This window comes from Oceaniglobus ichthyenteri (genome assembly GCF_003057885.1).
Classification (GTDB): Bacteria; Pseudomonadota; Alphaproteobacteria; order Rhodobacterales; family Rhodobacteraceae; genus Oceaniglobus; species Oceaniglobus ichthyenteri.
In genome coordinates this window covers 71374-93545 of record NZ_QAGK01000008.1, presented here as the reverse complement: position 1 = coordinate 93545, position 22172 = coordinate 71374, and the positions used below count along the sequence as shown (strand labels likewise).

Sequence of the window (22172 nt, the reverse complement as noted above, 5' to 3'; positions counted from 1 at the left end):
GGGCCATTGCCCCACCCATCCTCTGAACAATATGCGAAACCTTGCGCTCAGCCCTTCCAAAGTCGCGCCAGTTTTGCAAAGAACATGTCAAATGCATAACCCCGACCTTGGCAAAGGTCCGCCCATGGGGCGCTGACCCGGGGCATGGGCAAAAGGATGACAGGTTTGGCACATATTATCGTTGTCGGGAACGAAAAGGGCGGGTCGGGCAAATCGACCACCTCGATGCATGTGGCCACCGCATTGGTGCGGATGGGTCACAAAGTGGGCGCGCTGGATCTGGATCTGCGGCAAAAAAGCTTTGGCCGCTATGTGGAAAACCGCCGCCTGTATCTGGCAAACAACGGGTTGGATCTGCCGGTGCCCGATTACCGCGATCTGCCCGAAATTTCGCCCGAGGCGCTTGAGCCGGGCGAAAACGTTTATGATCGCCGGTTGTCGGCGGCTGTGGCGGGCATGGAAGAAACCGCCGATTTCATCCTGATCGATTGCCCCGGCAGCCACACCCGATTGTCACAGGTGGCGCATTCCTTGGCCGATACGCTGATTTCTCCGCTGAACGACAGTTTTGTCGATTTCGATCTGTTGGCGCGGGTCGATGCCGAAACCAACCGCATTCTTGGCCCGTCGGTCTATTCCGAAATGGTGTGGAACGCGCGGCAATTGCGCGCGCAAGCTGGGCTGAAACCGATTGACTGGATCGTGGTGCGCAACCGTTTGGGCGCGCAACAAATGATCAACAAACGCAAGATGGGCGAGGCACTGGATCACCTGGCCAAACGAATCGGGTTTCGCGTCGCCCCCGGATTTTCCGAGCGGGTGATTTTCCGCGAACTGTTTCCCCGGGGTCTGACCCTGCTGGATCTGAAAGACATCGGTGTGGGCAATCTCAACCTGTCCAATATCGCCGCCCGGCAGGAATTGCGCGACCTGATCAAGGAACTGCGCCTGCCCGGCGTCACCGCCGATTTCTAGCGCTCTGATCGCGCATCTGGTGCCAGCCTTCAATCATCAGGCTGGTCAGCGGCCCATGGCTGCGTTTTACCCGGCGGGGGTCGGGCTGTGGCGCCAGCGGTGCCAGGCAAAGCCGCCCCTTGTCGGTTTCCGGGGTCGGGGCCACGCCGCTGCGCTTGCGCCCTGCGTTTGCGATTTCTGCCGTGCGGCGTCGCTCCGCCAATATCGGCAGAAACCGCCCCAATGCGCTCCCCGCGCCAAAAAACACCAACCCCAGCGTCACCCATACAAACCGCCAGGGCGACGGGCGCGGGGCAGACAGGGCCACGGCCCGCCCTTCGGGATAGGGCCGTATTCCCACCAGATCGGCCACGGTTGGCCGGGACACGCCCGCCAACAGGGTTGCAACATGTTCGCTCAGTTGCTCGGAAACCCCCAGTTCGCCGTTCAAGGTGACAATCGGGCCATAGGCGCCCACCTTTTCATAGGGCGGCATGATATTGGCAAAATCCAGAATTTCAGCTTGGGAGGGGGGCAATTCAACAAAGAAATACCCCAGAATTGGCGCATCGGTCGCACCCCGCACCGCATCAATCGCAACCAACGGATAAACCAGGGCCCGGTCATGGCCCACGCCATCGCGGTACATCACCTGCAGCGGCAGTGATGCATCGACCTGGGCGCGCACCACGAGTTCGCCAGCGGGCCCGATATGGGCCGTGGGGTCAAACGAGCGTAGCGCGATGGCCGCCGGGCTGCCCCTGCGCAGGGCCAGCAAACGGTCTGCGGCCCTTTGCGAATCAGCATAGACGCTGATCGCCAGCATCGCGAACGCCGACGCCCCAGCGGCAAAAAATACCGTTGGGCGCAGCAAAGGCAAAGGCCAAGACAGGCGCATGAAGGGAAACTCCAATCCGTTCAGCGCCTTCATCGCCCGCCACATTGGCATCACTAAGGCAAAGTCGTGAAACCTTGGGGCACATTCGGCCCATTGCCGCGCAATCATCTGTGCCGTCATGTTGGTTTTGTGTTTGACACGGGGGCCGCAGTTGTCTAATCCGCCCAAGATGTGAATGGCGTGATAGCTCAGTTGGTTAGAGCACAGCACTCATAATGCTGGGGTCGGTGGTTCAAGTCCACCTCACGCTACCACATTTTCCGCCGTGAAAGGCGCCGTTATGATACCCCCCACTGTTCCCCGTCTGGCCGCACTGGCGGTTGTTGTGAAAGATGACTGTGCCTTGCTTATTCAGCGGCGCAATCCGCCCAATGCGGGGCGTTGGGGGTTTCCGGGGGGCCATGTGGAATTGGGCGAAACCGCGCTTGCCGCCGCCGAGCGTGAGTTATTTGAGGAAACCGGCGTGCGCGCAACGGCCACGCGATATCTTACCAATATCGATGTGATCGAACGCGATGATACCGGCGCAATCCGGTTTCATTTTCTGTTGGCGGCGGTGGCCTGTGACTATGTATCGGGCACCCCCGTGCCCGCCGATGACGCCTTGGCGGCCCGTTGGGTGCCTTTTGCCGAGATAGCCAGCGGCGCACAGCCGACCATTGAACGGGTTAATACGGTTCTTGCCGCCTATCACCGGGCCTGCGCCGCCGATTAACCCCTATTCGGCCCCGCGCAGCACCCGCGCCGGACGCGCCGCCAAGGGCCGCCAGGCAAAGGCAAGCCCCGCCAGCATCGTCACCACCACGCCGCCAATCACGATGATCAGGGCCGACACCGGCTCAAACACGAAATCGGTGTCCATCACGAATCGCGACACGGCCCAACCGGCAATGCCCCCCGCGCCTATCGCCACCAATCCCGCCGCCGCGCCCAATATGGCCGAGCGCAACGCGAAACTACCCAAAATCGTGGCCCGCGACGCGCCAAGGGTTTTCAGGATTGCCGCCTCATAGGTACGCGCCCGCTCGCCCGCTGCCGCCGCGCCAATCAACACGACCCCCCCCGTAATCAAAGTGGCCAGCGCGCCATAGGTGATGGCCGCCGCGATCCCGCCCAAGATCACCGTCACCCGGTCAATCGCATCGCGCACCCGGATCGCTGTGATATTGGGATAGGCATTGGCCAGATCACGCAAAATCGCCGCCTCGGATTCTTCATCGGCATAGATCGTGGCGATATGGGTGTGGGGCGCCCCGGCCAACGCAGCAGGATTCAACGTCAGGATAAACCCGATCCCGGCGGTGGAAAAATCCACGGCGCGAAAGCTGGTAATTTCGGCGGTGATCTCCCGGCCCAGGATATTAACCGTGATCGTATCGCCCAAAGACAGGCCGATTTCCGCGGCCTCATCGGCGGCAAAGCTGACCTGGGGCGGGCCGGTGTAATCCACGGGCCACCATTCCCCTGCCGTCACGGTGGTATCTTCGCCCGGCTGCGCGGCATAGGTGATGCCGCGATCGCCGCGCACGACCCAGTGATCTGGCGCAACCTCGGTCGCATCGCGGCCATTGATTTTGCTGACCACACCGCGCAGCATCGGCGCGGTTTCAACGGCACTGACCCCGGGATCGTCGTCAAGACGGGCACGAAACCCCTCAAGCTGGTCGGTCTGAATATCGACCATGAAATAGCTCGGCGCGACATCGGGCAAATCCCGCGCGATGGCACCACGCAGGTTCGCATCAATCTGTCCCACCGCCGCCAACACCGTCAGACCCAGACCCAAAGACAGGACCACCGACGTCGCCTCGCCCCCCGGCCCGCCAACCGACCCAAGCGCCAGGCGCAGCGCACTGTGCCCGCGCACCGCTCGGCTGCGCGCGCCACGCTTGGCCAAGGCACGCACCAAGGCCGCCGCCCCCATCAGCGCCACAAACGCCGCGCCAAGGCCCAGCGCCGCATACAGCGTCAGCCAAGCCAGGCCCGACAACCCCGCCGCCACCGCCACCAGCGCCAGCATCACCGCAATCAGCACTGCGATATAGAACGGGCGCGGCATCGTGCCGGTCGCCGCCCCCAAATCGCGGTACAGAGCAGCGGCGCGGATCTGTTCGGTGCGCGCCAAAGGCCAGAGGGTGAACAACAAAGCGGTCAGCGCGCCGTAAAGCGCCGCCTCAAACAGGGGCTTCGGATAAATGGCAAAGGCCGTTGGCACCGGCAGGCGTGCCTCGATCATCGGCGCGAATAACAACGGCGCGGCCGCGCCAAGGATCACGCCGATCACCATGCCAAGCGCTGACAAAATCGCAATCTGAATCAAGTATATCTGAAAAATCAGCCGCCCCTCGGCACCCAATGTTTTCAATGTCGCGATCACGCCGGTTTTGCCCTCAAGATGGGCGCGCACCGCGCTGGCCACACCCACGCCGCCGACAGCCAGCCCTGCCAACCCCACCAACACCAGAAACGCCGACAACCGCTCAACAAAGCGTGTGACACCGGGCGCACCATTGCGCCGGTCGCGCCAGCGATAGCCGGTATCTTCCAGCCGCTCAGCCACCTCTGCTTTCAGCGCATCCAGATCCGCATCAGGCGCAAGCCGAAGTCGATATTCGGTTTCAAACAACGTACCGGGCTGCAAAAGCCCTGAATTTTCCAAGGCCGATGTTGCCACCAATGTGCGCGGCCCCAAACCAAAACCGCCGGTGCCGCTGTCAGGTTCGCCCGTCAACGTGGCCATGACCACAAAATCCTGCGTGCCAAGGCGAAACACATCGCCCACCCCAAGCCCCAGGCGATCCTTCAACACCCGGTCCATCACCGCACCGGGCACTCCACCCTGCCCCGCCAATGCCTGTTCCAACGGCACGTCAGGCGCAAGGCCGACCACGCCATACAGCGGATACGCCCCATCAACCCCTTTTACCTGAGTCAGGGCGCGCTCGCTGTCTTCCCCTCGCGTCACAACTGCCATTGAGCGGAAATCAACGATCTCCGACACCGCCCCCAATCCGTCAAGCCAAGCGCGCTCAGGCGCCGCAATGAATCGATAGGTCAGCTCAATCGAAACATCCCCCCCCAGGATCGACGCACCCTCACGCTCCAAACCGGCATTGATGCTTTCGCGCACAGTGCCCACAGCGGCAATCGCAGCAATGCCCAGCGCCAGACAGGCCAGAAAAACGCGAAATCCTTTGATCCCCCCGCGCAATTCGCGGCGGGCAATACGGGTGGCAAGGGCGAGGCTCATATATAAACGTCCCATGGGTGGATGGCGTCGGAGCCTCCGGCGGGGATATTTAAGAAAACAGAAATGGTTACGGGTTCATTTTCGTTTTCTTAAATATCCCCGCCGGAGGCGAAAAACTCTTTTGGTGCAACCTGCCGGTTATTCAGCGGCGGCGCGGTGTTCGGGGGCGATGCGGCCATCTTCAAGTCGGATGGTACGATCACAGCGCGCGGCCAATTCGGGGGCGTGGGTGACAAGGATCAAGGTGGCGCCGTGCCGGTCGCGCAGGCCGAACAGCAGATCCATGATCGCCTCGCCCGTGGCACCGTCAAGGTTGCCTGTCGGCTCATCCGCCAGCAAAATTGCCGGGCGCGGGGCGGCGGCGCGGGCCAGGGCGACGCGCTGCTGTTCGCCGCCCGACATTTGCGCGGGATAGTGGCCGGTGCGCGCGCCCAGTCCGACGGCGGCCAGTTCGGCCTCGGCCCGCTCAAATGCATCGGGCGCGCCCGCCAGTTCAAGCGGGGTTGCGACGTTTTCCAATGCGGTCATTGTCGGAATAAGGTGGAAGGATTGAAACACCACCCCCATATGTTCACGACGGAACCGGGCCAGCGCGTCTTCATCCATATCGGTGATATCCTGTCCCAGCACCGTGACACGGCCCCCGGTGGCGCGGTCCAGCCCGCCCATCAACATCAGGAGAGACGATTTGCCCGATCCAGACGGACCCACCAGACCCACGGTTTCCCCCCGCGCCACAGTCAGGCTGATGCCTTTCAGGATATCCACCCGTCCGGCGTTGCCATCCAGCGACAGGGTGATGTCGGTGAGGGAAAGAATCGGATCGGCCATCGGGCGCTCCTTTTGTCAGCTGCCTGGGTTGGGATATGGGGCTGGGGCGCGGATACGCAAGTTCATTGCGCTCACTTCGGTGGCATTGCTGGTGTCTGCGGCCCCTGGCACGGCCCAAACCGTGACAATTGCGGCACTGGGCGACAGTTTGACCCAGGGGTATGGCCTGCCTCAGGGTGATGGGTTTGTGCCACAGCTTGAGGCATGGATCGAGGCCGAGGGCGGCGATGTGACCATCGTCAATGCCGGTGTGTCGGGTGACACCACCGCTGGCGGGCTGGCCCGGGTGGATTGGACCCTGACGCCCGAGGTGGATGCAATGATCGTGGCCCTGGGGGGCAATGATCTGTTGCGCGGCATTGATCCGGCCGCCAGCCGTGCCAACCTGGATGGCATATTGCAAAAGGCCCAAGAGCGCGATCTGCCGGTTTTACTGGTGGGCATGATCGCACCGGGCAATTATGGCCCCGAATTCAAGGCCGGGTTCGATGCGATCTATCCTGATCTGGCCCAGACATATGGCACGCTTTATGCGCCCAGCTTTCTTGCCGCTCTTGAGGCATTTGAAGATCGTCAGGCGACGGTGAGGACATATCTGCAACCCGATGGGATTCACCCGAACGCCCAAGGGGTGCAATTGATCGTTGAGGATCTGGGGCCAAAGGTTTTGGAACTGATGCGGCGTGTGGCGCGCGAATAGGGCTGGAACATTGCGCCGGGTTGCGAAACACTATGGCCCAACAAAACGAGGGCAATCATGGAAATTCTCGACGCGCTGCGCGCCATTACGGGCCCGGCCCATGTATTAACCGGGGCCGATTGCGGCCCCTGGGCCCAGGATTGGACCGGCAATTACAAAGGCGCGCCGCTGGCGGTGGTGCGCCCCGCAAACACGGATGAGGTGAGCCGGATCATGGCGCTGGCCCATGACACCGGCACGCCGGTGGTGCCCGTGTCGGGCAATACCGGCCTGGCCGGGGGCGCCCACGCGCCGGGGCAATTGGTGCTGTCGATCGACCGTCTGCGCAAGATCCGCGAAATCCGCCCCGCCGCACGCACCGCGATTGTCGAAGCGGGGGTGATTCTGTCGGCGGTTCACGGGGCGGTTGCCGAACATGGGTTGGTATTTCCGGTGACGTTTGGCGCGCGCGGCTCGGCCCTGATCGGGGGCGTATTGGCGACCAACGCGGGCGGGTCCAATGTTTTACGTTTTGGCAATACCCGCGAACAGGTTCTGGGGATCGAGGTGGTGCTGCCCACCGGCGAGATCCTGAATCTGATGAGCGAATTGCGCAAGGACAATTCAGGCTTTGATCTGCGCGATCTGTTTATCGGGGCCGAGGGCACGTTGGGCATCATCACCGCCGCCGTGCTGAAACTGCAACCGATGCCTGCCGCCTATGCCACGGCGATGGTGGCGCTGTCCTCGCTTGGCGATGCCCTGACGTTGCTGAACCGGCTGCAGGCCGCGACAGGCGGCGCGGTCGAGGCGTTTGAATACATGCCTGCCAGCTATATCGACCGGCACCTGATCCTGCGCCCCGAGGCGCGCGCGCCGTTTGATGAACGCTATGATGTGAACGTGATGATCGAAGTCGGCGCAACCGCCGCACGTGATGCCATACCCGGGGAAGATGGCGCCATTCCGATCGTGACCCTGCTTGAGCAAACCCTGGGCGACATGATCGAAGACGGCGCGGTTCTGGATGCCGTGGTTGCCCGCACCGAGGCGCAACGCGCCGAAATTTGGGCACGCCGTGAGGATGCCGGCGCGATGTCGGTCATGCATCTGCCGACGGTGATCACCGATGTGGCTCTGCCGCTGGACCGGGTCGAGACATTTCTGACCCGTGCGCACGCTGCGTTTCATGCGATTGATCCGAACGGGGATCAGGTGGTTGTGGCGCATCTGGGCGATGGCAATGTGCATCTGACCTTGTGGCCCAGCCCTGCTGCCGCCAACCAGACGGATCAGATCATCGAACGTATCGAAGATGTTGTCGCGGATCTGGGCGGCAGTTTTTCGGCCGAACATGGCATTGGGCTGAGCAAACGAAATACCATGGCCCGGCGCAAGGACCCCGTTGCGCTGGATGTGATGCAACGGATCAAGGCGGCGCTGGACCCGGCGGGCATCATGAACCCCGGCAAGGTGTTGCCCTGATCAAAAACGAAACCAACGCCGCGCGGTTCACATCTGTCCGGCGCGGCGTGTCTGCTTAATTCTGACGCCAGTCGAAAAAATCCGGCCCCGCCCGCGCCAGCAATTTCGCAGCCATGGCGCGGCCCATTTCGGGCCCATCCTCAATCGCGCCGTCGGTGGCATCGGCCAGACACTCTGACCCATCGGTGCGCAACACTTCGCCGCGCAGTGACAGGGTGCCGCCGTCAAGCAAGGCAAGGCCCGCAATCGGCGTTTCGCACGACCCGTCAAGGGCGGCCAGAAACGCCCGTTCGGCGGCCAGACGTTGGCCGGTGGGCGTGTGGTGAATCGCCTCAAGCATCTGGGCGACGCTGGAATCATCTTCGCGCCGCTCAATCCCGATGGCGCCTTGGGCAATGGCGGGCAGCATCGTTTCAGTTGGGATTGGCCGGTGCGGCACATCGCCGGTGCGGTTCAACCGAACCAGCCCCGCCATGGCCAGAAACGTGGCCGAGGCCACCCCATCGGCCAGCTTTTTCAGCCGGGTTTGCACATTGCCGCGAAATTCGACAACCTGAAGATCGGGACGCCGGTTCAACAATTGCGCGCGCCGCCGCAATGATGATGTGCCGACAACCGCGCCTTCGGGCAGGTGCGCCATATCGCCGCCATCCAGCGCCACGAACGCATCGCGCATGTCTTCGCGGGGCAAATAACAATTCAGCGTCAGGCCCGCTGGCTGTTCGGTGGGCATGTCTTTCATCGAATGGACGGCCACATCGATGGTGCCATCCAACAGCGCCTGTTCAATCTCGCGGGTGAACAGACCCTTACCGCCGATTTCTTTCAATGCGCGGTCTTGTACCCGATCACCAAGCACCGAAATCACAACGATTTCAAACACCTCGGGCGGCAGATCAAAGGCGGCCGACAACCGGTCACGGGTTTCATGGGCCTGAGCCAGGGCCAAGGGCGAACCACGGGTGCCGATTTTCAGCGTGCGGGCGGGGGTGGGAAGCGTAAATGTCATGGCCCAGCCATATCCGTGTCAATTGCGCCTTACAACTGAAAGACGCCGCAAACAGGTGTTTGGGCAGAACCACCTTGACAAACAGGCGCCCGGGCGGGACCACGAGATGAAATTTTGACGGGGGTTCTCATGGCCGAAAAATTATTGATGCGCGCATTGGCGGGTGAAACATTGAAAACGCCGCCAGCCTGGATGATGCGCCAGGCCGGGCGGTATTTGCCCGAATACAAAGCCACCCGCGCCCAGGCCGGTGATTTCCTGTCGCTGTGCTATAACCCCGAATTGGCCGCCGAGGTGACATTGCAACCGATCCGCCGGTTCGGGTTTGATGCGGCGATCCTGTTTGCCGATATCCTGTTGATCCCACAGGCATTGGGCGCCGATCTGTGGTTTGTCACCGGCGAAGGCCCGCGCCTGTCGACCATCACCGATCAGGCGGGGTTTGACGCGTTGAAACCCGCCGATACGGTGCATGACCACCTGTCGCCGGTGTATGAAACGATCAAGATCCTGTCGCGGGAATTGCCCGGTGATGTGGCGCTGATCGGGTTTGCCGGTGCGCCCTGGACCGTGGCCACCTATATGATTGCCGGGCGCGGCACCCCCGATCAGGGCCCGGCGCACGCGCTGAAAGACGGCAATCGCCCGGTGTTTGAGGCACTGCTGAACCGGATCACCGAGGCCACGATCGAATATCTGTCGGCACAGATCAATGCCGGTGCCGAGGTGGTGAAACTGTTTGATTCCTGGGCCGGGTCGCTGAACGGCGATGATTTTCAGAAATACGCCTTGGAGCCAACCAAACAGATCATCGCAGCCCTGAAGGCGCGCCACCCCGACACCCCGATCATCGCCTTTCCGCGCGGTGCGGGAGAGAAATACATCGGCTTTGGCCCAGCCACCGGGGCCGACTGTGTGGCGCTGGATCAGTTTACCGATGCCGATTGGGCCGCCAAACATGTGCAAAAAGACGGCTGTGTTCAGGGCAATCTGGCCCCCGGTCATATGGTGACAGGTGGTCAGGATCTGGTGGATGAGGTACGGCGGATCAAGGCGGCGTTTTCCGGCGGGCCGCATATCTTTAACCTTGGCCATGGCATTACGCCCGATGCAAACCCCGACAATGTGGCGCTGATGTTGGAAACCCTGCGCGCCTGACGCCACAGTTTGGCCCCATGGGCGCGGTATGCTGCGCCCATGTTTATGCTTCGGTTATGTTTTTACATTTTGCGCTCGGCCCTGGTGGCGACATCCATTGTCGTCACCGGATGGTTTCTGGCCGTGTCCCCCACGCCCGGCGAACGGCGACTGCTGTCTGTCAACGCCACCACCGACCCGATGCGCCTGCGCGAGGCGGTGGTTGAATTGCGCCTGGCGCGCGCCGCCATGGCGGTTGCGCCCGAATGGGCGGTCAGTTGGATACATTGGCAGGGCAAAGGCACAGTCAGCCGCGATCAGGTGGAACAGGGTTTGCGCGATATCGCATCTGGGCAGCGCACAGAGCGGGCCACAGACACAGCACCGCCCGCACCGCCGCCCCGTCAGGCGGGCGGCGCAAAGTTTCTAACAGCGCCCCAGGGTTAGACCCATTTGGCCATCGGTGGCAGGCTCATCAACACTGCGTTGGCGTCATGGCCGGTTTCCAGCCCGAATTTCGTACCCCGGTCATAGACCAGGTTATATTCGGCATAGAGTCCGCGATGCACCAATTGGGTGTCTTTGTCGGCCTCACTCCATTCGGTATCGCGGCGGCGATCCACAAGCGGAACAAAGGCGGGCAGAAACGCGCGCCCGATATCCTGAGTCAGGGCCAGATCGGCCTCCCAATCGCCGGTGCAATAATCATCCATGAAAATTCCGCCCACGCCGCGGGCGCGTTTGCGGTGCGGGATATAGAAATATTCATCGGCCCAAGCTTTCAATTTGGGAAAATGATCGGCCCCGTGCGGATCGAGATATTGTTTTTGTGTCACATGAAAATGCCCTGTGTCTTCGGCATATTCGATACAAGGGTTTAGATCGGACCCGCCGCCAAACCACCAGGCATGGGGCGTCCAGAACATCCGCGTATTCATGTGAACCGCTGGCACATGGGGGTTTTGCATATGCGCGACCAATGAAATGCCGCTGGCCCAAAATCGCGGATCGTCGGCCATGCCCGGGATCCCCTTGCGCGCGGCCATGGCCACCTGCGCCCGTTCGCCCAAGGTGCCGTAAACCGTGGATATGTTCACGCCGACCTTTTCAAACACCCGACCGCCGCGCATCACGCTCATCAATCCGCCGCCCGCATCGCTGCCGTCGTCTGATTGGCGGCTGGTTTTGGTTACGTCGAACCGGCCGGCGGGCAAATCGGCTGTGGGGCCTGTGGTTTGGCGGTCTTCCAATGCCTCGAATGCGGCCACGATTTCATCGCGCAGGTCGTGAAACCATTTGGCGGCGCGGGCTTTTTCGGACTCCATTGCGCTGTTCATGGCGTGTCTCCTGTCAATTATCGGGGCTAGGGCTTGGCGCGGGGTCAGTGCGCCGCCTTATCCACCACATCAATCAAAGTGCGCCCGCCATCAATGGTCAAGATCTGACCGGTCATGAACCGTGATCCGTCCGAGGCCAGAAATTGCACCGCTTCGGCCACTTCTGATGGGCTGGCGATGCGCGACAGGGGGGTGTTGTCGATGATTTCGGCGCGCATATCGGTGTCTTGCTTGATCGAGCTTTTGAGTGACGCGCTCATAACGCTGCCAAAGGCCACGGCGTTCACCCTGATCCGTTCGGATGCCAGCGCCACGGCAAGCGAGCGTGTGGCCTGATCCAATGCCGCCGAACTGACCGAATAGGCCAACAGATTGGGCGTGGTCCGGCGCGCCGCGATCGAGCTGAGGTTGATGATCGACCCGGCGGTGCGGTCTTCGTTGTCTTCGTCCTTGGCCTGTTTGATCATCCGGGTTGCAAACAGTTGCGACAGGCGCAAACTGGTCATCAGGTTCTGTTCCAGCAACATTTCCATTGAGTCGTCATCGGGATTCAACGGATCGGTGGCCATCATCTGCCGCGAGGCATTGACCAGGATATCGACCCGGTCAAACGCATCGATCGTGGCCGACAACAGATTGGCGATGGTCAATTTTTCGCGCAGATCGCCGCAAAAATACCGGATGTTGTCGGTGTCTTCCTGGGCGCCACCGCATTCATCAGACAGGCGGTCTTCGTCCATGTCGGCAAACATGACATTGGCCCCGTTGTCCACGAAATGCCGGGCAATGGCCAAGCCAATGCCGTTGGCCGCGCCCGTGACCACGGCGGTTTTGCCTGCGATAGAAAATGACATGTTGCGCTCCGACTACCTTTGAACGGGTTTGCGACGGGGGCGTTCGGCATGGATAACCTTGAACGCGGGGTCGTCCGACAGAACGGTGTTTTTGATGAACCGCTCGGTCAACGTGGCCTCATAGGGCAAATGGCGGTTGGCCACCAGCCACAACTGGCCATTGGGTTTCAACAGCCGCGCGGCGGCGTCAATGAACGCCCGCCCCAAATCAGGATCGGCAGAACGGCTGACGTGAAACGGCGGGTTCATCACCACATGATCGGCCCCGCCTGTCAGGGTGAATGTGGTCGCATCGGCCCAATGAAATTGGGCGCGCGGATCGGTGACATTTTCGCGCGCACAAGTCAGCGCCGCATGATCCGCCTCAACCAGATGCAGCGCGGTGATATCGCCCCGCTCGGCCAGATGGGCGGCCAGAAACCCCCAACCGGCCCCCAGATCAACGACCGTGCCTTTCATATCTTCGGGCAGGTATTCAACCAAAAGCGCCGAGCCTTTGTCGATTCCATCGGCGGAAAACACACCCGGCGCAGTGATCATGCCATTTGACAGCGTTTTCGGCCCCGCCCGCCAATCGGTGACATCGGCGCCGGTGATGCAGAACAATTTGCCGTGGGCCTTGGCGATGACCGGTTCGACCGTCGTGCCGCGTTTGCGCAGGGTGCGGATCATGCTGTCGGCGCCATCGGTTTTCTGACCGTCGATCCAGACCGGGCCATCGCCCACCAGCGCCGTCGCCTGTGCAATCAGATCGCGCGCGGCGTCCTTGGCGCGGGGCAAAACCACCAGCGCGGCGGCAAATTCACCCTCGGGCGCTGTGACCACGTCGATGCCGCGCGCCTGCAGCGCCTCGTAATCGGGACGCAGCCCTTGCACCACCTGCACATTGTCCAGCGCGGTCAGATCATCACTGCCCCGCGCGCCAAACACACACAGCCGCCCTTCGGGCAACACAAATACACCCTGATCACGGGCAAAAGATATACGAGATGTAAGCATGGTTTGGGCGCTGCGGCCCTATTCCTTTTCCATTGTGCATTGCAACGGGTGCTGATGCCTGCGGGCGAAATCCATCACCTGCGCCACTTTGGTTTCGGCCACTTCAAACGAAAACACCCCGACCACGGCCAGGCCTTTCTTGTGAACCGTCAGCATCAGTTCGAACGATTGGGCGTGGTTCATGCCAAAGAATCGTTCAAGCACATGCACGACAAATTCCATCGGTGTGAAATCGTCATTCAGCAACATCACCTTATATAAAGGTGGGCGTTGGGTTTTCTTGCGGGTTTCAAGGATGACACCCGTATCTCCGTCATCGGGCGCATCCTTGTCCGACATCATGATGGGATATGCTCTCACGTCGCAACTCCAGGCCAGTCGGCAATAGGGGATGGGTCAGCATGACTATATAAGGTCTGTGAACCGTGTGAAAAGGGGGGCGGCGCGTCTGAGCGCCGAATCTGTGATAAAGGCACCATATGACACGACCGCTGACCACAATTGCCTTTGATGCCGACGACACACTTTGGCACAACGAAACATTCTTTCGTCTCACCCAGGATCGGTTTGCCGCGCTCTTGGCCGATTATGCGCCGCGCGATCACCTTGAACAACGGATGCTCGCGGCCGAGCGGCGCAATCTGGGGCAGTACGGTTTCGGGATCAAAGGTTTTGTGCTGTCGATGATCGAAACCGCGATCGAAGTGACCGAGGAAAAGGTGCCCGCGCCGGTGATTCGCGAATTGATCGAAGCCGGACAAGAAATGCTGCGCCACCCCATCGATCTGTTGCCCGAGGTGGAACAGACGGTGCGCACCCTTGCCCCGGATTTCAGGCTGCTGGTGATCACCAAGGGCGATTTGTTGGATCAGGAACGCAAGCTTGCCCAATCGGGCCTGGGCGATCTGTTTGACGGGGTTGAGATCGTATCGCACAAAACCCCCGCCGCTTATGATGCGATTTTTGCGCGCCACACCGAAGGCGCCATGCGCACGATGATGGTCGGCAATTCGATGAAATCCGATGTCCTGCCGGTGCTGGAACTGGGGGCCTGGGGTGTACATGTGCCCCATGGTGTGATCTGGGAACTGGAACAGGCCGACCCACCAGAAAACCATGCACGGTTTCACGCGGTTCAGGGAATCGGTCAGGTTGTCAAACTCGCCCATAGGTTGATTGACTGACAACCCACACGGTGTTGCACCAACCCTGATATATTGCCGAGTCGCCCCGGAATCACCGCAACATATTGATGCAGCACATGAACTGTGACTCAAAAGTTACTGAAATAAAGGTGTTTTATGAGCATGCGTTCTATGCTAGCTTTTTAATATTGACGGACCGGGCGTTAGATCTGGCCGCATGAGGCAGTAGAAGGCAGTGAACCGTGGGAACACGAATGAGGGCTCTTGCCCAAGCAGGAATTTTCGTCACGACCCTTTTCATCATGTTCATGCCAGCAATGGTGCGGGCCGCACCCTATGCTGCGATGGTGATTGATGCGCGCACGGGCGAGGTATTGCATTCGCGCAATGCCGACACCCGATTGCATCCGGCGTCGTTAACCAAGATGATGACGCTCTACATCGCCTTCGAAGCGATCAAAAAGGGCGAGATTTCGCTGGATACGCAGGTGAGAATCACCAAACACGCCGCCGCCGAACCGCCTTCGAAACTGGGCCTGAAATCGGGTCAGCGGATCGCCATGCGTTATCTTATTCGGGCGGCTGCAATCAAATCGGCAAACGACGCGGCCACCGCCATCGGCATTGCGATTTCCGGTTCCGAGGCGGCGTTTGCCCGGCGCATGACCCGCACCGCCGCCGCATTGGGCATGTCGCGCACCACGTTCAAAAACGCCCACGGGCTGACCGAATCGGGCCACCTGTCAACGGCGCGCGATATGACGACCCTGGGGCGACGGCTGCTGTTTGATTATCCGCAATACTATAACCTGTTCTCGCGCCAATCCGAAGACGCGGGCATCCGCACGGTCAGCAACACCAACCGCCGTCTGCTCAGCGCCTATAAGGGCGCCGACGGCATCAAGACCGGATATACCAGCGCGGCAGGTTTCAACCTTGTGGCCTCGGCGGTGCGCGGCAATGAACGGGTGATCGCCACCGTGTTTGGCGGCCGCTCCAGTGCGGCGCGCAACGCCAAGGTTGCCGAACTTCTGGATCTTGGATTCAAACGCGCGCCCAGCAATGCCCCGATCAAAAAGCCCGCCGAGGCACAATATGTGACCGACACGCCCAATGATGATCCAAGCCTGAAAGGCAAAACGATTCGTCTGGTTCTGGCACCTAACAAATCCCTGATGCCGCGCCACCGCCCCTTGGCCAACGCGCCGGTTTTGGTTGCGGGCCTGGCAAAACCCACAGACGAGGTCACCCGCGCCGACCCGTCGCCTGACACATTCACCCTTGCCGCGGCCCCCGTTCCACCGCCGCGCCCCGATGGGTTGGTGGAAATGGACAGCACGCCAAACGCTCTCAAACTTGAGGTGGTGACGCGCGTTTCCACATCGGGGGGGCGCCATTATGGGATCAACGTCGGCAAATACACCTCGAAATACGAGGCCGAGCGTGTCTTGCTGAAAACTGCCCTGGTCGAATCCGGCACATTGGAAGAGGCATTGCGCAAGGTCGCCGTGCGTCAGGGCAAATACGAGGCGAACTTTGTCGGCATGACCGAAGACATGGCCGCGCTGGCCTGTCGCCGACTTGAGGCGCGGCGCATTTCCTGCACAACACTTGGGCCTAGCTGATAGATTTCGGCGGGCCCCGGCCATAAGGCCCGATCAAGCGTCGGTGGTATGATCTAACGCCGCGGCCAACAGGGCGCGGGTGTAATCCGTGCGCGGACGTTCGAACACTTGGGCCGCCTCGCCCTGTTCCACCACATCCCCCTGTTTCATCACCATCACTTTGTGACTGAGGGCGCGCACCACTTTCAGATCATGTGAAATGAACAGATAGGCCAGTTGATACCGCTGCTGTAAATCGCGCAGCAATTGCACGATCTGCACCTGAACGGTCATGTCCAGCGCGCTTGTCGGTTCGTCGAGCACCACCAGAATCGGCCGCAGAATCATCGCCCGGGCAATCGCGATACGCTGCCGTTGCCCGCCAGAAAATTCGTGGGGATAGCGGTGCATCGTGGCCGGGTCCAACCCGACTTCGGCCATGATACCGGCCACCATGGTGCGTTTATCCTGGCCATCGCGGGTGCCGTGAATGGTTAATCCTTCGGCGATGATTTCCTCAACCGTCATCCGTGGGGACAGTGAGCCATAGGGATCTTGAAACACGATCTGCATCGCGCTGCGCAACGGGCGCATATCGCGGCCCTGCAACCCCTGAACATCGCGGCCCATGAACACGATCGGCCCTTGTGATGCGATCAACCGCATGATCGCCAAGGCAAGCGTGGTTTTGCCCGACCCCGATTCGCCGACAATACCCACGGTTTCACCTTGCCGCACCGCAAGGGATGCCGCATTCACCGCCTTGACGTGGCCAACGGTGCGTTTCAACAGCCCCCGTTGAATCGGAAACCAGATGCGCAACTTGTCGGTGCGCACGATTTCTTTGGCGTCTTCGGGCACTGGTGCGGGCACCCCCGTGCTTTCGGCGCCAAGCAACATCTTGGTATAGGCGTGTTGAGGATTGCCAAAGATTTCGGCGGTCGGCCCGTGTTCGACAATTTGCCCGTCTTTCATCACACAGACCCGGTCGGCGATTTTGCGCACGATGCCCAGGTCATGGGTGATAAACAGCATCGACAACCCCTTGTCGCGCTTCAACTCGGCCAACAGTTCCAAAATCTGCGCCTGAATCGTTACGTCTAAAGCGGTGGTCGGTTCATCCGCGATCAGCAATTCCGGGCCGTTGGCCAGCGCCATGGCGATCATCACCCGCTGGCGTTGCCCGCCCGACAATTGGTGCGGATAGGCCCCCAGCCGCGTTTCAGGATCGTTGATGCCGACCTGATGCATCAACTCGATGATCTTGTCGCGCACCGCCGCACCCTCAAGCCCCTGATGCAGCATGATCGATTCGGAAAGCTGTTTTTCCAGCGTATGCAGCGGGTTCAGCGATGTCATCGGCTCTTGAAATATAAAGCTGATATCGTTGCCCCGTACCCGGCGCAGCTCTTTTTCCGAGGCCCCGATCATTTCAGCCCCGAGATAAGTGATTGATCCGGTAACACGCGCCGAATCGCCCAAAAGGGAAACGGTGGACAGCGCCGTGACCGATTTGCCCGATCCGGATTCGCCAACGATGGCAACGGTTTCGCCCTTGTTCACGTAAAACGACACGCCGCGCACCGCATGGGTTTCGGCCCCGTCCTGACGGAACGATACGTTCAGATTGCTGACTTCAAGAACCGTGGTCACTGAAACGTTTTCCTTGGATCAAACGCATCGCGGATGCCTTCGAATATGAACACCAGCAGCGACAGCATGATCGCAAAGGTGAAAAATGCGGTAAATCCCAGCCAGGGCGCCTGAAGATTCTGTTTTGCCTGCAACGTCAGTTCGCCCAGCGACGGGGCCGAGGATGGCAGGCCAAAGCCCAGAAAATCAAGACTGGCGAGGGTGGCGATGGTGCCGGTGATGATAAACGGCAGCATGGTGACGGTGGCGACCATGGCGTTGGGCAACATATGGCGGAACATGATGGTCCAATTGCTGACCCCCAATGCCTTGGCCGCGCGCACATATTCAAAATTGCGCGCGCGCAGAAATTCGGCGCGCACCACGCCGACAAGGGCGGGCCAGCCAAACAGAACCGTTACAAATACCAGTAACCAGAAACTGCGCCCCAGAATCGCAAACAGGATGATGATGATGTAAAGGCTGGGCGTGCTGGTCCAGATTTCCAGAAACCGCTGAAAAATCAGATCGGTCCAGCCGCCAAAATACCCCTGAACCGCGCCGGCCAGAACACCCAGCAGGCTGGTCAGAACCGTGACGATCAGGGTGAACAGAATCGACAGGCGGAACCCGTAAATCACCCGCGCCGCCACATCGCGCGCGGTATCATCGGTGCCCAACAGATGGTCGCCGTCGGGCGCGGACGGGGCTGCGCCGCCAATATCGTTGATCGTATCATAGGAATAAGGGATCGGCGGCCACAGCATCCAGCCTTTGGCGAAATCGCCATCCAGCGTTTCACCAGCATCGACTTTTGCGATCAACCCATCGGGGTCGTCGAAACAGTCTTCCAACCCGCCGGTGCGGATCAAACAGCGCACTTCGGGGTCGCCGTAGACCGCCTCGGTTTGAAAATCGCCACCGAATGCGGTTTCGGGGTAAAAGTTGAACACGGGCGTGAAATATTCGCCCCGATATTGCACCAACATCGGTTTGTCATTGGCGATGAATTCGGCAAACAGCGACAGCACAAAGATGACGCTGAAAATCCACAGGCTGACCAAGGCGCGTCGATTGCGTTTGAAATTGCGCCAGCGGCGTTGGTTCAGCGGCGACAAAAACGCCCGTTTGCGCGCGGGAACAACCGGCATCGGCGCGTCTTGGCCGGGGCTGGGCATCGGGGCGGGGGTTTGGGGATTCAACGACATATCCTATCCCTCGCGCCGATCAAAATCGATCCTTGGATCGACGATAACATACATCAGATCAGATAAAATCCCGACCACCAGACCGATCAGGCCAAAGAAAAACAGCGTACCAAAGATCACCGGATAATCCCGCGCCACGGCGGCCTCAAACCCCAAGCGGCCCAAGCCATCCAGAGAAAAGATGGTTTCGATGATCAGACTGCCACCGAAAAACACCCCGATAAACACCGCCGGAAACCCGGCAATCACGATCAGCATCGCGTTGCGAAAGATATGCCCATAGAGCACCTGGGATTCCGACAATCCCTTGGCCTTGGCCGTGATCACATATTGTTTTTTGATCTCATCGAGAAAGCTGTTTTTGGTCAGCAGGGTCAGGGTGGCAAAGGCCGAAATCGTACTGGCGGTCACAGGCAAGGCGATGTGCCAGGCATAATCGGCGATTTTTCCCAAAACGCTCAGGTCGTCAAAATTATCGCTGGTCAGGCCACGCAACGGGAAGATCTGAAAATACGACCCGCCCGCGAATAATACCAACAGCAGGATCGCAAACAAAAACCCCGGAATCGCATAGGCCACAATGATCAGCGCACTTGTCCAGGTATCAAACCGGCTGCCGTCTTTCACCGCCTTGCGAATGCCCAGCGGAATCGACACGAGATAGGCAATGACGGTGGACCATAACCCAAGGGTGATCGACACCGGCATTTTTTCCAACACCAGATCCATGACCGAGATTGAGCGAAAGTAACTTTCGCCAAAATCAAAGCGGATGTAATTCCACATCATGCTCAGAAACCGCTCAAGCGGGGGTTTATCGAACCCGAACTCACGCTCTAACTGTTCGATAAACTCGGGCGGCAACCCGCGTGAGCCGACATAATCATCCGACCCGCCGGGTGCCGCCGCATCGCCCGAACCGCCGGAAATACCGGCAAACACATCGCCATCGCCCTCGATTCCGGCGATGATCTGTTCGATCGGGCCGCCGGGCACGAATTGCGTCAGGGTAAAGTTGACAATCATGATCCCGAGCAAGGTGGGAATGATCAACAACAATCTGCGAAGAATGTAAGCGCCCATAATCGGTTAGAGCGCCCCAGAGGCCCGCAAGGCGGCGGCCTTGTCGGCGTTGTACCACCAGAAATCCAGATGCCCCAGATCATAGGGCGGCAGGGTTTCGGGATGTTCGAACATGTCGTAATAGGCCACCCAATAGCTGTCATTATACCAGGTTGGCACCATGAAATAGGCATGGCGCAAAATCCGGTCAATGGCGCGCACCGCGGCTTGCATGTCTTCCAGGCTTTCGGCCTTGATCACCGCTTCGATCAACTTGTCTACCGCCGGATCGCAATAGGCGGCGGGGTTGAATACCGAATTCAGCGCATCCTCGCATCCGAACCGTTGCGATATGCCCAGGCCCTCTTCCAGACCGTTGCGATAGAAATCATAGATCATATCGAAATCACCATCGCGGTTGCGCGCGGTATATTGCGCATCGTCGATCCGGTTGTATTTCGCATCCACCCCAAGCCGTTTCAAATTATCGACATAGGGAATGAAAATCCGATCAAAGCTGGGATTACTTTCCAATAATTCCACCGACAGCGCCACACCATCCCGGCGCAACACTCCATCATCGCCGGGGCTGTATCCGGCCTCTTGCAACAGGGCCAGCGCGGCGCGCAGATTGCCCCGGTCCAACTGACGGCTGCCGCCGGGATCGGGCACCGGCACATCGGTCGTCAGGATCGTAGGGTCAATCGCATCGCCCAGCGATTGCAGATAGTCCAATTCGCGCCCTTCGGGCAGGCCCGTCGCCGCCAAAGGCGAATTCTCCCAAAACGATGTGCGATGGGCAAACAGGCCATATTGCAAGGTGTCATTGGTCCAAGTGAAATTGAACATCATGCCAAGGGCCCGGCGCACCCGCACATCCTTGAATTTATCGAGCCTGAGGTTGAACACAAACCCCGTGGCCGGTGGCAAGACACCATTGGCCAGCTCGGTTTTCACGATTGTGCCGCGCGCAACCGCCGGAAAATCATATTGCGTTGCCCAGGTGAGTGAACTGGTTTCCTGACGGAATGTGTAAGCCCCGGCCTTGAACCCCTCCAACGCGGCGTTGCTGTCGGCAAAAAACTCAACCCGCATGGTATCAAAGTTATGGCGCCCGATATTGATCGGCAGATCGGCGCCCCAATATTCGGGATTGCGTTTCAGGGTGATGCGGCGGTTTACCTCAACCTCGTCCACCACATAGGGGCCGGACCCCGGCGAGGTTTCCAGCCGACTTTCATCCAGCCGCGCGCCGGTCTCTTCGTACCATTTTTTCTGAAATACCGTGGCCGCCCCCGCCTGCCCGATCAGCCCCTTGCGCGGCACATCGGGGTTGAAGATGAATTTCACCCGGTGCGGGCCCAACACCTCAACCTCGGGGATCAACGCCTTGACCGCTGCGGCAAACGACGGCAGCCCCTGTTCAATCGAAAGACGGTGCGAAAACGCCACATCCTCGGCGGTCAGCGGTGTGCCATCGGAAAACCGCGCCTCGGGGCGCAGATTGAATATCACCCATTCCTGAGTTTCGGGATATTCCAGCGTTTCGCACAACAGGCAGTACGCCCCATAAGGATCATCGGCGGTCGAAGTCATGATCGATTCATAGGGCACGACCGAAAACCCATGAGCGCGGCCTTTGCGGCTGTAGGCGTTCATGCTGTCGAATGTGCCACGCGCCCAAGTTGCGATTTCGCCGCCTTTGGGGGCGTCGGGGTTCACATACTCCAAACGTTCGAAATCCGGGCCGTATTTCATGCCGCCCAAATCGGAATACCCATGGGCCTTGATGATTTTCACATCGTCGCTCTGCGCCTTGGCGCTTGCGCCACCCAATGCCAATCCCGCCCCAAGCAAAAGCGCACCCGCCCATTTCATCCGCAAATCGCGCCATTGCGCAGTGGCAAAAACGGCAATCGCTTGGGGTGCGGTGCGGTGGGGCATTACAGGCTCCTGTTGCGGCAGACGGAATAGGGTGGGCAATCCAAGAACAAGGGTAAAGACCGCGCCGGAATGATCAAGATCAAACTGGGTGAACTTGTGGTGAACGCACCCTGCGCAGATTGGCAAAAATGCGCAACATCCGAT

General features: G+C 59.9%; 20 protein-coding genes and 1 tRNA gene. 9 read left to right on the top strand and 12 right to left on the bottom strand.

The genetic code is table 11. The features are described from left to right. Positions 1 to 165: 165 nt before the first annotated feature. Positions 166 to 975, top strand: a complete 810-nt coding sequence (locus C8265_RS13025; RefSeq protein ID WP_108484548.1) for a division plane positioning ATPase MipZ — start codon at positions 166 to 168, stop codon at positions 973 to 975. On the opposite strand, the gene C8265_RS13020 is transcribed toward C8265_RS13025, so the two are convergent. Then, a complete protein-coding gene (locus C8265_RS13020; RefSeq protein WP_108484448.1) occupies positions 959 to 1972 on the bottom strand; it encodes a hypothetical protein in 1014 nt (337 codons plus the stop codon). The two genes, C8265_RS13025 and C8265_RS13020, sit on opposite strands and share 17 nt — an antisense overlap. Before the next feature lie 57 nt (positions 1973 to 2029). Between C8265_RS13020 and C8265_RS13015 the strand changes: the two genes are divergently transcribed. Both C8265_RS13015 and C8265_RS13010 read left to right on the top strand, forming a co-directional pair. Next, a tRNA-Met gene (locus C8265_RS13015) sits at positions 2030 to 2106 on the top strand. Positions 2107 to 2132: 26 nt separating this feature from the next. Then, positions 2133 to 2567: an NUDIX hydrolase gene (locus C8265_RS13010; RefSeq protein WP_108484447.1), complete on the top strand. Its 435-nt coding sequence runs from the start codon at positions 2133 to 2135 to the stop codon at positions 2565 to 2567. A 3-nt stretch (positions 2568 to 2570) separates the two neighbouring features. On the opposite strand, the gene C8265_RS13005 is transcribed toward C8265_RS13010, so the two are convergent. Next, positions 2571 to 5102: an ABC transporter permease gene (locus C8265_RS13005; protein WP_108484446.1), complete on the bottom strand. Its 2532-nt coding sequence runs from the start codon at positions 5100 to 5102 to the stop codon at positions 2571 to 2573. A 138-nt stretch (positions 5103 to 5240) separates the two neighbouring features. Then, positions 5241 to 5933, bottom strand: coding sequence for an ABC transporter ATP-binding protein (locus tag C8265_RS13000; RefSeq protein WP_108484445.1), 693 nt, complete (start codon positions 5931 to 5933; stop codon positions 5241 to 5243). Positions 5934 to 6024: 91 nt separating this feature from the next. Here C8265_RS13000 and C8265_RS12995 point away from each other — a divergent pair, with 91 nt between their 5' ends. Both C8265_RS12995 and C8265_RS12990 read left to right on the top strand, forming a co-directional pair. Next, entirely contained in the window at positions 6025 to 6633 is a 609-nt protein-coding gene (locus C8265_RS12995) for an arylesterase (RefSeq protein WP_420818870.1), read from the top strand. Between the two features lie 57 nt (positions 6634 to 6690). After that, on the top strand, positions 6691 to 8097 hold the full coding sequence (locus C8265_RS12990; RefSeq protein WP_108484444.1) for an FAD-binding oxidoreductase: 1407 nt from the start codon (positions 6691 to 6693) through the stop codon (positions 8095 to 8097). A gap of 55 nt (positions 8098 to 8152) precedes the next feature. Here C8265_RS12990 and hemC read toward each other — a convergent pair whose 3' ends face one another. Next, on the bottom strand, positions 8153 to 9106 hold the full coding sequence (gene hemC, locus C8265_RS12985; protein WP_108484443.1) for a hydroxymethylbilane synthase: 954 nt from the start codon (positions 9104 to 9106) through the stop codon (positions 8153 to 8155). A 129-nt stretch (positions 9107 to 9235) separates the two neighbouring features. Between hemC and hemE the strand changes: the two genes are divergently transcribed. Then, positions 9236 to 10264, top strand: a complete 1029-nt coding sequence (gene hemE / locus C8265_RS12980) for a uroporphyrinogen decarboxylase (RefSeq protein WP_108484442.1) — start codon at positions 9236 to 9238, stop codon at positions 10262 to 10264. A gap of 39 nt (positions 10265 to 10303) precedes the next feature. Next, positions 10304 to 10690, top strand: coding sequence for a hypothetical protein (locus C8265_RS12975; protein WP_126623173.1), 387 nt, complete (start codon positions 10304 to 10306; stop codon positions 10688 to 10690). Here the strand turns inward: C8265_RS12975 and hemF are convergent. From hemF to clpS, 4 genes are read right to left on the bottom strand one after another with little or no spacing between them, the layout of a single operon-like run. After that, the gene (gene hemF, locus C8265_RS12970; protein ID WP_108484440.1) at positions 10687 to 11580 is read right to left on the bottom strand and encodes an oxygen-dependent coproporphyrinogen oxidase; all 894 of its coding nucleotides are present in this window, start codon (positions 11578 to 11580) and stop codon (positions 10687 to 10689) included. The two genes, C8265_RS12975 and hemF, sit on opposite strands and share 4 nt — an antisense overlap. A gap of 44 nt (positions 11581 to 11624) precedes the next feature. After that, positions 11625 to 12434 carry an SDR family NAD(P)-dependent oxidoreductase gene (locus C8265_RS12965; protein WP_108484439.1) on the bottom strand — a complete coding sequence of 270 codons (810 nt, stop codon included), beginning with the start codon at positions 12432 to 12434 and terminating at the stop codon, positions 11625 to 11627. A 12-nt stretch (positions 12435 to 12446) separates the two neighbouring features. Then, complete coding sequence (locus C8265_RS12960) at positions 12447 to 13433, bottom strand: class I SAM-dependent methyltransferase (protein ID WP_108484438.1); 987 nt, start codon at positions 13431 to 13433, stop codon at positions 12447 to 12449. A gap of 18 nt (positions 13434 to 13451) precedes the next feature. Next, positions 13452 to 13775 carry an ATP-dependent Clp protease adapter ClpS gene (gene clpS, locus C8265_RS12955; RefSeq protein ID WP_108484437.1) on the bottom strand — a complete coding sequence of 108 codons (324 nt, stop codon included), beginning with the start codon at positions 13773 to 13775 and terminating at the stop codon, positions 13452 to 13454. 137 nt (positions 13776 to 13912) lie between these two features. Here clpS and C8265_RS12950 point away from each other — a divergent pair, with 137 nt between their 5' ends. Together C8265_RS12950 and C8265_RS12945 are read left to right on the top strand one after the other, a co-directional pair. Next, positions 13913 to 14617, top strand: coding sequence for an HAD family hydrolase (locus tag C8265_RS12950; protein WP_108484436.1), 705 nt, complete (start codon positions 13913 to 13915; stop codon positions 14615 to 14617). Between the two features lie 215 nt (positions 14618 to 14832). Next, entirely contained in the window at positions 14833 to 16203 is a 1371-nt protein-coding gene (locus tag C8265_RS12945; RefSeq protein WP_108484435.1) for a D-alanyl-D-alanine carboxypeptidase family protein, read from the top strand. 33 nt (positions 16204 to 16236) lie between these two features. Here C8265_RS12945 and C8265_RS12940 read toward each other — a convergent pair whose 3' ends face one another. Genes C8265_RS12940 through C8265_RS12925 form a run of 4 tightly spaced genes read right to left on the bottom strand, consistent with a single transcriptional unit; the run spans position 16237 to position 22028 of the window. Further along, complete coding sequence (locus C8265_RS12940; RefSeq protein WP_108484434.1) at positions 16237 to 17835, bottom strand: ABC transporter ATP-binding protein; 1599 nt, start codon at positions 17833 to 17835, stop codon at positions 16237 to 16239. Next, positions 17832 to 18992, bottom strand: a complete 1161-nt coding sequence (locus C8265_RS12935) for an ABC transporter permease (protein ID WP_206050341.1) — start codon at positions 18990 to 18992, stop codon at positions 17832 to 17834. Before C8265_RS12935 ends, C8265_RS12940 begins: the two co-directional genes overlap by 4 nt. A 33-nt stretch (positions 18993 to 19025) precedes the next feature. Next, positions 19026 to 20105, bottom strand: a complete 1080-nt coding sequence (locus tag C8265_RS12930) for a microcin C ABC transporter permease YejB (RefSeq protein WP_108484432.1) — start codon at positions 20103 to 20105, stop codon at positions 19026 to 19028. A gap of 6 nt (positions 20106 to 20111) precedes the next feature. After that, positions 20112 to 22028 carry an extracellular solute-binding protein gene (locus C8265_RS12925; protein ID WP_108484546.1) on the bottom strand — a complete coding sequence of 639 codons (1917 nt, stop codon included), beginning with the start codon at positions 22026 to 22028 and terminating at the stop codon, positions 20112 to 20114. Positions 22029 to 22172: the final 144 nt, after the last annotated feature.